Origin of the sequence: Streptomyces sp. NPDC051104 (assembly GCF_040682835.1) — a bacterium.
GTDB classification, from domain to species: Bacteria; Actinomycetota; Actinomycetes; order Streptomycetales; family Streptomycetaceae; genus Streptomyces; species Streptomyces cynarae.
Map to the genome: position 1 here is coordinate 715,841 of NZ_JBFBBS010000001.1, position 13,486 is coordinate 729,326.

Annotated in this window: 7 protein-coding genes; 1 reads left to right on the plus strand and 6 read right to left on the minus strand. The window is 72.7% G+C overall.

The annotated features are described in order from the left end of the window. Positions 1-75: 75 nt before the first annotated feature. The 4 genes from AB0N14_RS03455 to AB0N14_RS03470 form a co-directional block, all read right to left on the minus strand. Positions 76-1,713 (minus strand): serine/threonine-protein kinase, encoded by a 1,638-nt coding sequence (locus tag AB0N14_RS03455; RefSeq protein WP_366024249.1) that lies wholly within the window; start codon positions 1,711-1,713, stop codon positions 76-78. Between the two features lie 174 nt (positions 1,714-1,887). Next, complete coding sequence (locus AB0N14_RS03460; RefSeq protein ID WP_366024045.1) at positions 1,888-4,359, minus strand: protein kinase; 2,472 nt, start codon at positions 4,357-4,359, stop codon at positions 1,888-1,890. Between the two features lie 174 nt (positions 4,360-4,533). Then, complete coding sequence (locus tag AB0N14_RS03465) at positions 4,534-6,558, minus strand: serine/threonine-protein kinase (RefSeq protein WP_366024250.1); 2,025 nt, start codon at positions 6,556-6,558, stop codon at positions 4,534-4,536. 300 nt (positions 6,559-6,858) lie between these two features. Continuing rightward, the gene (locus AB0N14_RS03470) at positions 6,859-8,565 is read right to left on the minus strand and encodes a glycerol-3-phosphate dehydrogenase/oxidase (protein ID WP_366024046.1); all 1,707 of its coding nucleotides are present in this window, start codon (positions 8,563-8,565) and stop codon (positions 6,859-6,861) included. Between the two features lie 263 nt (positions 8,566-8,828). On the opposite strand from AB0N14_RS03470, the gene AB0N14_RS03475 reads away from it, so the two are divergent. After that, entirely contained in the window at positions 8,829-10,037 is a 1,209-nt protein-coding gene (locus tag AB0N14_RS03475) for a nucleotide sugar dehydrogenase (RefSeq protein ID WP_366024047.1), read from the plus strand. Between the two features lie 672 nt (positions 10,038-10,709). Here AB0N14_RS03475 and AB0N14_RS03480 read toward each other — a convergent pair. Beyond that, on the minus strand, positions 10,710-11,834 hold the full coding sequence (locus AB0N14_RS03480) for a GuaB3 family IMP dehydrogenase-related protein (protein WP_366024048.1): 1,125 nt from the start codon (positions 11,832-11,834) through the stop codon (positions 10,710-10,712). 138 nt (positions 11,835-11,972) lie between these two features. Continuing rightward, positions 11,973-13,478 (minus strand): IMP dehydrogenase, encoded by a 1,506-nt coding sequence (gene guaB / locus AB0N14_RS03485; protein WP_366024049.1) that lies wholly within the window; start codon positions 13,476-13,478, stop codon positions 11,973-11,975. Positions 13,479-13,486: the final 8 nt, after the last annotated feature.

Genomic DNA, 13,486 nt, shown 5'->3' on the forward strand with positions numbered 1-13,486 from the left:
CGCGACGGTGGCCGACAACCGACCCACCGGGGGCTCACGAGCCGTGTACGACGGCCCGCCCGGGTGCGGTGGCCGTCAGTCCGTGGGCGGACGCCACCCCCGCAGCACCGCCTGGAACTGCTGCCGCGTCGTCGTCCAGTCCGCCTCCGGGCCGGACATGTAGATGGCGTACTCGACGCCGCCGCGGGAGAAGTACGTCTCCTCGACGGCGTGGCGCGGCCCGGGGGCGGTCGTCGAGTCCTTCGCCAGCGCGGTCCAGGTGTACTCCCACAGGGAGCCCGGGCGGTCGCGGTAGATGTTCTTCCGCAGGACCACCCGCTTGTAGTCGATCAGCCGGTGGAGCTGCTGCTCCAGATCGATCTGGTGGTCGTACGCGGTTTCGAAGTCGGGTGAGCTGTCGACGGCGATGCGGATGAAGTGCTCACCGCCGTCGGGGGTGTAGTCGACCTGGTGGGTGGCCTCGTCGAACACCTTCCGCTTCCAGTCCTTGGAGGGCACGGCGAGGCTGAATCCGTAGGGGTCGCGGTGGCGCACCCAGCCGGCGGGGAGGTCGCCCGTCGCGTCGGCCTCCTGCGTCCCATTGGCGCTGGGCACCAGGGACGGCGAAGCGGAGGAGGAAACGGACGCACCGGCCTGCCGGTCGCCCCCGTCCCACTTCTGCCACGCCACCGCGCCCCCCGCGCCGACGACCGCGGCCAGCGCGAGCACGAGCGCGGCCGTACGGGCGCGGTGCCGCCTGCGGGGCCGGGGCGCGGGCGGCACGGCCGCTTGGGGCACCGTGCCGCGGGCCGTCTCCGCCTCGCGCGCCTGCCGGGGGTCCGGCACGTTCGCGGTCGTGTCCCCGAACCCGCTCAGGTCGACGTGCTGCGTCGCCACGTACTCCTGTGCCGCCCTCGGCCGCCGTCCCTCGACCGCCTCGGCCAGCATCTGCTCCAGCCGCGACGCATCGGGCCGCTCGGCCGGATCCTTGCGCAGCAGGCCCGAGATCACCGGCTCCAGGGCGCCCGCGAACCGCGGCGCCTCCGGCTCCTCGTCGACGACGGCCTGCATGGTGGTCAGCGGCGAGGTCCGCCGGAACGGCGACCTGCCCTCCACCGCCGTGTACAGCGTGGCGCCGAGCGCCCACAGGTCGGAGGCCGGGCCCGGGTCGTGGCCGCGGACGCGCTCGGGCGCGAGGTAGTCGACCGATCCGACGATCTCTCCCGTGCGGGTGATGGTGGTGTCGCCCTCGACCTGCGCGATCCCGAAGTCGGTGAGCAGCACCCGCCCGTCGGCGGCGAGCAGGACGTTGCCGGGCTTCACGTCGCGGTGCAATACGCCCGCGGAGTGCGCGGCGCGCAGTGCGCGCAGCACCCACACCCCGATCCGCGCGGCCTCGGTGGGCTCGACCCGGCCGCGTTCCTTGACCGCGTCGGCCAGCGAGCCGCCCTCGACGAGCTCCATGACGATCCACGGCCGGTTGTCGTGCTCCAGGACGTCGTGCACCGTGACGACGGCCGAGTGGTTGATGCGCGCGGCGGCCCGTGCCTCGGCGTGGGTACGGGCGAGGAGTACGGCTCGGTCACTTTCCGTGACGTACAGTGCGGCCGTCAGTTCCTTGATGGCGACCGCCCGGTGCAGCACCTCGTCGTGGGCGCGCCACACCCGGCCCATGCCGCCGCTGCCGATCGAGTCGACGAGCCGGTAGCGGCCCGCGAGGAGCAGGCCCTGCATCTGATTCACGTTTCCCCGCAATGTTCTTGACGAGGTCACATTAAAGAGCGGTCCCCGTGCAGGGAACCGGCGGGGCCGTAACGGAGACCGCACTGTGACGGTTCTCCCTTCCCCGTACGGGACGGAACCACCGCACACTCAGCGCAATCGGACCACTGTGGGTGCCGGGATCGGTCAGTTCGTCACCCTGTAGGTCCCCTCCGCCTGTTCGAACAGCCGGGTGACCTCGTCGCGTTCGGCGTCGGGGCCGCGCACCTGCACCACGTGGTAGTGGCCGCCGACGAGGACGGCGACGTTGCGCACGAACAGCTCCTGCCCGTTGCCGTTCGTCCAGGTGAACTGCCCCTCGGCCATGGTCCGTCCGCCGACGTCGATGCGCCGCATCCCGCTGGAGGTGGCCCAGGTCGAGTCGCGGAACGGCTGCAGTTCGGGCTCCGACTCCCGCTGGTACGTCAGCGGGTCGCTGCCGTACCTGCCGGTGGTGTCGCGTCCGGGCACGACGATCAGCTGGAAGTCGCCCCGGGAGTAGACGACCTGGCCCTGCGCGTTCTTCGGCGTCCGGTCCCAGCCGTCGGCCACGGCGACGCTGAAGCCTTCGGGGTCCTTGCGCAGGGTGAACCCCTGGGCGACTTGGGTGCCGGTGGCCTGCGTCTGCGGTGAGTCGGCCGGTTTCGAGGGGCTGCTGGAGCCGCCCTGCTGCGGCTGCCTCGCGCCGCCCGTGTCCGACTGCCGCGGGGCGGGGTTCGCCTCCCCGGCGGCGCCGGTGCGGTCCCCCGCCGTGCCGCTGCCGCTGCTGGTCCCGGCCTTCGGCATGAACGCCATCGCGTACGCGATCGCCGCGGCCAGCGCGAGCAGGATCAGCAGAAGAAGGGTGCGGCCGAGGCGGCGGGGCCGGGGGCGGCCGTCCTTGGCCCGTTTGTGGCGGGCGTGGGTGGTGGCGGGCAGCCCTGCGCGCCGCCTGCGGACAAGTTCGCCCCGGCGTCGCACGATCGGCAGCCGGGTGGGGTCGACGGGCGGTGCCGCTATGACGTGCGCCCCCGCCTCCGGTTCGGGTGCGGACCGCACGAGGGAGCGCAGCCAGCCGCGCAGCTCCTCGAAGTCGGGCCGCTCGGTCGGGTCCTGGCGCAGCAACGACTCCACGACCGGACGCAGCGGGCCGCACTCCTCGGCGAAGGCGGGCGGCTCGGAGCAGACGATCTGCACCAGCTCGGCGGTGCTCTCCTCGGGGTAGGGCGCGTACCCCTGGACGGCCCGGAACAGCAGCGCGCCCAGCGCCCACAGGTCGGTCGCGGGCCCGATCGGCGGTGCCAGCTGCCAGTTCTCATGCACGGGCCCGGCCTGTTCGGGCGCCCACCGCTCGGTGACCGGCCCGACCACGGCCATCCGGGCCTGCCGCGCCCGCTCGGCGGCCAGGGGGGTGGCGGGGCCGCGGTGGGGCCAGGGGGTGGCGGAAGGGGGGAGCGCGGCCTTGTCGTACGGGCCGCTGCCGTTGCCGTGAGGCCCGGGTGCGGCGTCGGGGGTGGGGGCCGTGGGGCGGGGTACGGCACCGTGCCAGGAAGCCGCACCGCCCGTCCCGTAGGGGTCGGCGATCCGGCCCGGGGGCGGGGTACCGGGGCCGCCGCCCTGGCCGGACGGCGACTGCGACGGGGTGTGGGGGCCGGTGTCGGCCGGGCGGGGCGCGGGCAACGCCGTGTGGGTGCCGCGCTGTTCCTCCTGCACCCGTGCCGCGGCCCGGGCCCCGGCGCGGTAGGCCGCGATCGCCCCGGCCCGCGCCGCTCGCACGTCCTCCGCGGACTCCAGCGTGCGGGGGGCCACGGCGGGCACACCGGCACCGGCCGGGCCCGCGCCCGGAGCGGCGCCGTTCGCCCGCGCCTCGATCGCTGCCCGCCGCGCGGCCTCGGCGTCCACACCGCGCAGCGACCCGCCGGGCCCGAACGGGCCGCCGCCGGATCCACCGGGCCGGGGGGCGGGCACGGGGGCCGTGGGGTCCTGATCCGTCGTACCGGGCCCCGGCTCCGGCTCCGGCTCCCGTGCCGGCACCGGGTCGTACCCGCACAGCGCCTCCTCGGCCGCCCCGGCCGCCAGGCCGGTCAGTATCACGCGGCCGTCCTCGCAGACGAGTACCGTGCGGGCGGTGAGGTTGCGGTGCACCCAGCCGTGGGCGTGCAGGACGCGCAACGCCATGAGGACGTCGGAGGCGACCTCGGCCGCACGGTACGGCGTCAGCGGCTGCTCCGCGAGCAGGGCGGCGAGCGGGGTCGCGGCCACGAGTTCGCTCACGATCCACAGCGAGCCGCCCTCGGAGAACACGTCGAAGACCTGGTCGAGGCGAGGGTGGTCGGGTATCTGCGCGGCGGCCTGCGCGGCCTCGACGGCGCGCCGCACGGCCGGGTCGGTGGGCCGGCGCGTGGCCGTCGTCCGGCCCGGACCACCGCCGCGGCCGTCGCGCGCCACGAACCCGGCGGGCAGCCCGTCCGCGTCGAGCACCTCCGCCTCGACGACCTCGGGCAACGGCACCTGCCGTATCAGGACCTCCTGCCCGCTGTAGGTGTCGAAGGCCCGGGTCTCGGCGAACTCGTACTCGTCGGCGGGGGGCGGCGGCAGGCGGTAGCGGTCGGCGAGTACCCGTCCCGCATAGTCGTCCACGATGCCTCCCCCGGCCGCCCGGTCGGTCAAGTCCGTTCGTCCCGCGTCCCGTTCCGGATGCGTACGGTTCGCGATCCGTCCTTCACGATACGTGCCGGAGGCAACCCGCAACCCGGGGATGTCATATCTGCCCACGACCCGATCGGACGGAACGTCAGACGGACGCTCGGTACGTCACGACTTCGGCTGGAACGTCTCGGTCAGCGTCTTCCAGGTGTTCTTGCGCAGGTCCCCGTCCCAGTCGTCCGCCTTCGCCGTGTACATCAGCCCGTACCCCAGGTGCGGGTTGACGACGAATCCGCGGTCGATCACCCGGTAGGTGGTGCCCGAGTCCACGTAGGTGAACTCCCAATCGGCGGTGTTCCAGTCGCGGTAGTCCACCTTCTCGATGCCGATCCGGTGGTACTGGGGGCGCACCATGGAGCGCTCCTGGCTGTTCCAGTCCGCCACCGGGTCGTCCTTGGGCGTGGCCGTCCAGGCGACCAGCAGCTTCTGCCCGTTCGGCCCGGTGAAACGGTCGCCCGCGGAGTCCGACGACGCGTACTTCCAGCCGGCCGGCAACCCGATCGAGTAGCCCTGACCGCCCTTGTGCGTCGGCACCGCGGCGCCGCCGCCCGCCGCACTGGCGCTCGCAGCGGGCGTGCCGTCCACCGCGTTCTGCTGGTCCGATCCGTCCGTCGTGGTCGTGCCGGTGCTGCCGCTGTCCGAGCGGGTCCCGCCGCCGCCCTTGCCGCCGCCGCCCTTGCCGCCGGCGGTCGCGGCGGGCTTGGTGGTGCCCTTCGAGCCGTTCCGCGAGCCGTCGTCCCCGCCCGGCAGGGTGAGCGCGAGCACGGTCCCGAGCACCGCGAGCACCACGACGACGGCGACGATCACCAGCGTCCGCTTGGGCACCACGTCGGTGAGCGGCGCCCGGGGCGGAGTCACCGGCCGCGGCGGCCGGTCCGGGTCCGGCACGATGGGCCACCCCGAACTCGGCTTCGCCGGACCGGAGTTCGATCCGACGGCAGCCGTGTGCGACCGCACGCCTGCCGAGGCCGCCCCCGAGCGTCCGGCGTCGGAGGCCCCGGTCGTGGGAGCGTCCACACGCTCGGCCGCCGCGCCCTCGGCCACCTTGGCGGGTGTGGAGCCCTTGGTCCGCGCGGCCGTCGCGGCACCGGCCGTCGCCGCGCCCGCCGACGCCGCCGCCTTGCGCACCGACCGCAGGGCCCCGCGCAGCCGATCCGCGGCCTCCTCGCCCCGCTTGGCCCCGGAGCCCGACGCGCCCTTCTCCTTCTCCTTGGACTCCTCCGGCACCGGCGGCAACGCCACGACCCGCGTCGCGTCCGCCGGCACCTCCTCCTCCTTATCGGGCGCGTGGATGACCTCGCTGAGCATCGCCCGCGCGCCCGCGTCGTCGAGCCGCTGCCCCGGGTCCTTGGTGAGCAGCCCGTAGATGACGTTCTTCAGCGGGCCGGCGTTCTTCGGCTCCTCGAGCGGCTCGGTCATCACCGCGGTCAGGGTGGCGATGGCCGACCCCTTGTCGTACGGCGGCACGCCCTCGACGGCCGCGTACAGCAGTCCGCCGAGCGACCACAGGTCCGCCGCCGGGCCGGGCTTGTGGCCGCGGGCCCGCTCCGGCGAGATGTAGGAGGGGGCGCCGACGAGCATGCCGGTGGAGGTGATGGACGGGTCGCCCTCGACCTGAGCGATGCCGAAGTCGGTGAGCACGACCCGGCCGTCCTCGTCGATCAGCACGTTCGACGGCTTCACGTCGCGGTGCAGGATGCCCTCGCGGTGCGCGGCGCGCAGCACGTCGAGGATCGCGAGGCCGACCTCGGCGGCGCGCTTCGGTTCGAGCAGACCGTCCTCGCGGATGACCTCGGCGAGCGACTTGCCCTCGATCAGCTCCATGACGATCCAGGGCCGGTCGTCCTCGTGGACCACGTCGTAGACGGTCACCGCGCCGTTGTCGCGGATCCGGGCGATCGCCTTGGCCTCCCGCAGCGTGCGCGTGATGAGCCGGCGCTTCTCGTCCTCGTCGATGTTCGACGGGAACCTCAGCTCCTTGACGGCGACCGTACGCCCCAGGGTCTCGTCCTCGGCCCGCCACACCGTGCCCATGCCGCCGCGGCCGAGTACGTCCCCCAGCCGGTACCGCCCGGCGAGGAGACGTTCGCTCTTGTCCTGACGGGTTGTCCCCGCCCGCTCCGCCTCCGACATGCGTCCCCTCATGCAACCCGCCCTGACAGAGCCTCCATTGTCCCCCACGCACGGACCGCCCCACGCCCAGGGTGCCCCTGATTCGACGGCTCCCCCCGGTCGGAGGACGCGCGGAGGCGGCGACCGGGGCGGTGCGGCGGCCCGGGCGTACGCCGGGCACCCGGATCGCGCCGACGTCGCACCCTGCCGCGCCCCACCGCGCCGCCTCGCCTGCCCGCCGGCGGTCCCCGCACAGTGCTTTGACACGCCTTCAGGCCGCAGGGCCACTCTCGGTCCTGCCCGCGCCTTTCCCAGCCCTTCCTACAAGGGCACTATGTCCGGCGCTCCCAGCCTCGCCGCGTCCGCCGTCAGGTCGTCGGGCTGGCGCTGGGACTCCCTCTCCGCCTGGACCCGTTTCTCGTAGTGTTCCACCTCGCGCTCGATCTGGTCGCCGTCCCAGCCGAGCACCGGCGCCATCAGTTCGGCCGCCTCCCGGGCGCTGCGCGCGCCGCGGTCGAACGTCTCGATCGAGATGCGGGTCCGCCGGGTCAGCACGTCGTCCAGGTGGCGCGCTCCCTCGTGCGACGCCGCGTAGACGACCTCCGCGCGCAGGTAGTCGTCGGCCGCGTGCAGCGGTTCGCCCAGTGACGGGTCGTCGGCGATCAGGTCGAGCACTTCCTCCGCCAGCGAGCCGTAGCGGTTCAGCAGGTGTTCCACCCGCACCACGTGCAGCCCCGTGCGCGCCGCTGTGCGGGCCCGCGCGTTCCACAGCGCCCGGTAGCCCTCGGCGCCCAGCAGCGGGACGTCCTCGGTGACGCACTCGGCGACGCGCCGGTCCAGTGCGTGCACCGCCTCGTCGACGGCGTCCTTGGCCATCACCCGGTACGTCGTGTACTTGCCGCCCGCCACGACCACCAGGCCGGGCACCGGGTGCGCCACGACGTGCTCGCGGGAGAGCTTGCTGGTCGCGTCCGACTCCCCGGCGAGCAGGGGCCGCAGGCCCGCGTACACGCCCTCCACGTCGTCGCGGCTGAGCGGCACCGCCAGCACGGAGTTCACGTGCTCCAGCAGGTAGTCGATGTCCGCGCTGGAGGCCGCCGGGTGCGCCTTGTCGAGGCTCCAGTCGGTGTCGGTCGTCCCGATGATCCAGTGCCGGCCCCAGGGGATGACGAAGAGGACCGACTTCTCCGTCCGCAGGATCAGGCCCGTCGTGGAGTTGACCCGGTCCTTCGGCACGACCAGGTGGATGCCCTTGGACGCCCGCACGTGGAACTGGCCCCGCTCGCCCACCATCGCCTGGGTGTCGTCGGTCCACACCCCCGTCGCGTTGACGACCTGCTGGGCGCGGATCTCGTACTCCCCGCCGGCCTCCACGTCCTGCACCCTGGCGCCGACGACCCGCTCGCCCTCGCGCAGGAAGCCGGTCACACGCGCGCGGTTGGCGACTTTCGCGCCGTACCACGCGGCCGTGCGCACCAGCGTCGCGACGAAGCGGGCGTCGTCCATCTGTGCGTCGTAGTACTGCAACGCCCCGACCAGCGCGTCCTTCTTCAAGCAGGGAGCCACGCGCAGGGCGTGACGACGGCTCAGGTGACGGTGCAGCGGCAGGCCCCGGCCGTGGCCGCGGGCCATCGACATGGCGTCGTAGAGGGCGACGCCCGAGCCCGCGTACAGCCGCTCCCAGCCCTTGTGCTGGAGCGGATACAGGAACGGCACCGGCTTCACGAGATGGGGCGCCAGGCGCTCCAGCAGCAGCCCGCGCTCCTTCAGTGCCTCGCGTACGAGGGCGAAGTCCAGCATCTCCAGATAGCGCAGGCCGCCGTGTATCAGCTTGCTGGACCTGCTCGAGGTGCCCGACGCCCAGTCACGCGCCTCGACGAGCCCGGTGGACAGACCACGGGTGACGGAGTCCAGCGCGACGCCCGCACCGACCACACCGCCGCCCACGACCAGTACGTCCAGTTCGCGCTCGGCCATTCCCGCCAGTGACTCGGCGCGCTGCGCCGGCCCCAGTGCCGCTGTCCTCACCGCTGCCTCCCGCTCGGTCGCGCCGGCCGCGCCCGTCAATCAGGCGAAGCCCTGCTCCTTTCCCCCATGCCCAAAGTCTGACCGTGATGCCCGACTTCGGCCACCACGCGCCCGCGGCCTGTGGACAACACTCACGGAAACGCCATCAGTCAATACCGCAAATCGGTCATATTTACTCCTAGTCTGACATTGCGCTCGCTCGTTCTGTCCACAGCGCTTGCGCGCCTCTCCCACCTCGGCTATTGGGAAGGACGGCCCACGCCATGCCCGCAGATCTCGCCGTCATCGGACTCGGTCATCTCGGCCTGCCCCTGGCCCAGGCCGCCGTCGCCGCCGGCATCTCCACGCTCGGCTACCGGACCGGCCCCGAGGCCGGTTCCCTCACCGCCGCCGAACTGCGCCGGATGCTCGCGCGGGGCTTCCGCCCGACCGCCAACCCCGCCGAGCTCGGCCGCGTCCGCACCGCCGTCATCTGCGCCCCCGTCCCGCGCGGCGCCGACGGTGGGCTCGACCTCGCCCAGGTGGAGACGGCCGCCCGCACCCTCGCCGCGCGGCTGCGCCCGCACACCACCGTGATCCTGGAGTCGCCGGTGCCGCCGGGCACCACGGAGGGGTTCCTGCGCCCGCTCCTCGAAAAGACCTCCGGACTGCGCGCCGGACGCGACTTCCACCTCGCGTACTCACCGAGCCGCGTCGACCCCGGCAACCGCGACTTCCACGCCGCCAACACCCCCAAGGTCATCGGCGGCCTCACCCCGGCCTGCACCGAGTCGGCCGCCACCTTCTACGGGCGCCTCACCGACAAGGTGGTACGCGCGCGTGGACCCCGCGAGGCGGAGACCGTGCAGGTGCTGGAGACGAACTACCGGCAGGTCAACATCGCCCTGGTCAACGAGATGGCAGTGCTCTGCCACGACCTGGGCGTCGACCTGTGGGACGTCATCCGCTGCGCGGAGACCAAGCCGTTCGGCTTCCAGGCCTTCCGCCCCGGCCCCGGCGTCGGCGGCCACTCCGTCGCCCAGGACCTGTCGGGCACGGCCGGGCGCACCCTGCGGATGGTGGAACTGGCCCAGCAGGTCAACGGCCGCATGCCCCAGTACGTCGTCCAGCGCGCCGCCACCCTCCTGAACGAGCACGGCAAGTCGGCCCGCGGCGCCCGCGTCCTGCTGCTCGGCGTGACGTACAAGCCGGACGTCGCCGACCTGCACGGCTCCCCCGCGCAGGAGGTGGCGCTACGGCTGATGGAACTGGGCGCGTCCGTCAGCTACCACGACCCGTACGTCCCCGCGTGGAGCGTCCTCGACCGGCCGATCCCGCGCGTGGATTCCCTGTACGAGGCGGCGGCCGGGGCGGATCTGACGGTGCTGTTGCAGCAGCACCGGACGTATGACCTGCAGGGGCTGTCGGTGAAGGCACAGTTGTTGCTGGACACGCGGGGGGCTACGCCTACGGGGGCGGCGCATCGGTTGTGAAGGGGGGCGCGTGGGTGCTTGAGCCCCTGGGGCTGGTGGTGCGGGGTTCTCGGCATCGAATAGCGTACGAACACGGGGCTCGTCGACCCGGCGGCGCGGCCGCTCTTCTGGTGCCGTACCGGTCGACGAGTGGATCCGGTACCGTGCAAAAAGGTGGAGCCCACCGCAGAGGCCACTGCGGCAGGCTCCTGAAAGTGATCGGAGTGTCCACCCCTAGTTCACATAGGGGTGGCCGCTCACTTTCCGTAAATTCGCAAGATCCACCTCCTCCGGAACTTCACCAGCCAGAGCCGGAAGGCCGCCAGTCGAGGCCAGCGTGTCTCCAGCCGGAGCCAGATGCGGTCCCAGCGAGTGGGCTTGCGATGACGGCCCATGGGCGCGCCCCCTTCCACGATGCCGCCCATTGGCCCGGTGGACGGTCCGTTGGAACTCGGGCCGGGCCCCGACGGCCGGGGTCCGGAACCTTGTCCTCGGAAGGGGGCGCCCCAGAGAACCGGGTCGCCGATCACGGACGTTACCGCCTCGACACCACCCTCCCCCGGCGTATTCGCCCCGAAGGCAACCGCGCACCCCCGCCCCACAGCACGCGCCCCCACCTGCGAAGACGTCCAGCGCACACGAAGGGGCCCGGCCCACCCCGAAGGGTGAACCGGGCCCCTGAACGCCGTGCGACTACCGCCGGTGCTGCGAGTCCGCCACCGTCACCTCGACCCGCTGGAACTCCTTCAGCTCGCTGTACCCGGTCGTGGCCATCGCCCGCCGCAGCGCCCCGAAGAAGTTCATCGAGCCGTCCGGCGTGTGCGACGGGCCCGTGAGGACCTCCTCGATGGTGCCGACCGTGCCGAGGTCGACCTTCTTGCCGCGCGGCAGCTCCTCGTTCACGGCCTCCATGCCCCAGTGGTGGCCCCTGCCCGGGGCATCCGTCGCACGCGCGAGCGGCGAACCCATCATCACCGCGTCCGCACCGCAGGCGATCGCCTTGGGCAGGTCGCCGGACCAGCCGACGCCGCCGTCCGCGATCACGTGCACGTACCGGCCGCCGGACTCGTCCATGTAGTCGCGGCGGGCCGCCGCCACGTCCGCGACCGCCGTAGCCATGGGCACCTGGATGCCGAGCACGTTGCGCGTGGTGTGCGCGGCGCCGCCGCCGAAGCCGACCAGAACGCCCGCCGCGCCGGTGCGCATCAGGTGCAGGGCCGCGGTGTACGTGGCGCAGCCGCCGACGATCACGGGGACGTCGAGCTCGTAGATGAACTGCTTCAGGTTCAGCGGCTCGTGCGAGCCGGAGACGTGCTCCGCCGAGACCGTCGTACCGCGGATGACGAAGATGTCCACGCCCGCGTCGACGACAGCCTTGGAGAACTGCGCCGTGCGCTGCGGCGAGAGCGCGGCCGCGGTGACCACGCCCGAGTCGCGCACCTCCTTGATGCGCGCGCCGATCAGCTCCTCCTTGATCGGGGCCGCGTAGATCTCCTGAAGGCGCCGGGTCGCGGTCTCGGCCGGCAGCTCGGCGATCTCGTCGAGGAGCGGCTGCGGGTCCTCGTACCGCGTCCACAGGCCCTCGAGGTTCAGCACGCCGAGACCGCCGAGCTCGCCGATGCGGATCGCGGTGGCCGGGGAGACGACGGAGTCCATGGGGGCGGCCAGGAACGGCAGCTCGAAGCGGTAGGCGTCGATCTGCCAGGCGATCGAGACCTCCTTCGGGTCCCGCGTACGGCGGCTGGGGACGACGGCGATGTCGTCGAAGGCGTACGCCCGGCGGCCGCGCTTGCCGCGCCCGATCTCGATCTCAGTCACGTCTGTGGCCTTTCCCTGATGCGTTTCAGCGTCTTCCAGTATCGCCGACGGCTGCGACGGCGGCCCTCCGCAGGTACGGCGAGGGCGGCCCCGGAGTCCGGGGCCGCCCTCTGTACGACCTTCACGCGTGCGCGTGCGTCACTTCTGGGCGCTGTAGTTCGGCGCCTCGACCGTCATCTGGATGTCGTGCGGGTGGCTCTCCTTCAGGCCCGCCGAGGTGATGCGCACGAAGCGGCCCTTGGACTCCATCTCCTCGATGGTGGCGGCGCCCACGTACCCCATGGTCTGGCGCAGACCGCCCACGAGCTGGTGCAGCACGTTGGACAGCGGGCCGCGGTAGGGCACCTGGCCCTCGACGCCCTCGGGCACGAGCTTGTCGTCGGAGGAGACCTCGGCCTGGAAGTAGCGGTCCTTGGAGTACGACCTGCCCTGACCGCGGGACTGCATGGCACCGAGCGAGCCCATGCCGCGGTACGACTTGAACTGCTTGCCGTTGATGAACAGCAGCTCGCCCGGCGACTCCTCGCAGCCCGCCAGAAGGCTGCCGAGCATCACGGTGTCGGCGCCGGCGGCGAGCGCCTTGCCGATGTCGCCGGAGTACTGCAGGCCGCCGTCGCCGATCAGCGGGATGCCCGCCGGGCGGGCGGCGAGGGAGGCCTCGTAGATGGCGGTGACCTGCGGGACACCGATGCCGGCGACCACGCGGGTCGTACAGATCGAGCCGGGGCCCACGCCCACCTTGATGCCGTCGACGCCGGCGTCGATCAGGGCCTGGGCGCCGTCACGGGTGGCGACGTTGCCGCCGATCACGTCGACGTGCACGCTCGACTTGATCTTCGACATCCAGCTGAGGGCGTTGCTGTTGTGGCCGTGCGAGGTGTCGACGACCAGGAAGTCCACCCCGGCCTCGGCGAGGGCCTGGGCGCGCTCGAGCGCCTCGGGGCTGGCGCCCACGGCTGCACCGACGAGCAGGCGGCCCTCGGCGTCCTTGGCGGCGTTGGGGTACTTCTCGGCCTTGACGAAGTCCTTGACCGTGATGAGGCCCTTGAGGAGACCGGCGTCGTCGACCAGGGGAAGCTTCTCGATCTTGTGCCGGCGCAGCAGTTCCATGGCGTCGGCGCCGGAGATGCCGACCTTGCCGGTGACCAGCGGCATCGGCGTCATGACCTCGCGCACCTGCCGGGAACGGTCGGTCTCGAAGGCCATGTCGCGGTTGGTGACGATACCGAGCAGCTTGCCCGCCGGGTCGGTGACCGGGACGCCGCTGATGCGGAACTTGGCGCAAAGGGCGTCCGCCTCGGCGAGCGTCGCCTCGGGGTGCACGGTGATGGGGTCGGTGACCATGCCGGACTCGGACCGCTTGACCAGGTCGACCTGGTTGACCTGGTCCTCGATGGAGAGGTTGCGGTGCAGCACGCCGACGCCGCCCAGGCGGGCCATCGCGATCGCCATGCGGGACTCGGTCACCTTGTCCATCGCCGCCGACAGCAGCGGGATGTTCACCCGGACGTTGCGGGAGATGCGGGACGAGGTGTCGACCGCGCTCGGGAGCACCTCGGACGCTCCCGGCAGCAGCAGCACGTCGTCGTAGGTCAGCCCGAGTGTCGCGAATTTCTCGGGCACTCCGTCGACGTTTGCAGTCATGACACCTT

Excerpts from the sequence above, each read along its gene's own strand:
- AB0N14_RS03465 (WP_366024250.1), bottom strand. The coding sequence starts at position 6,558 with ATGTCGGAGGCGGAGCGGGCGGGGACAACCCGTCAGGACAAGAGCGAA.
- AB0N14_RS03455 (WP_366024249.1), bottom strand. The coding sequence starts at position 1,713 with ATGCAGGGCCTGCTCCTCGCGGGCCGCTACCGGCTCGTCGACTCGATC.
- guaB (WP_366024049.1), bottom strand. The coding sequence starts at position 13,478 with ATGACTGCAAACGTCGACGGAGTGCCCGAGAAATTCGCGACACTCGGG.
- AB0N14_RS03475 (WP_366024047.1), top strand. The coding sequence starts at position 8,829 with ATGCCCGCAGATCTCGCCGTCATCGGACTCGGTCATCTCGGCCTGCCC.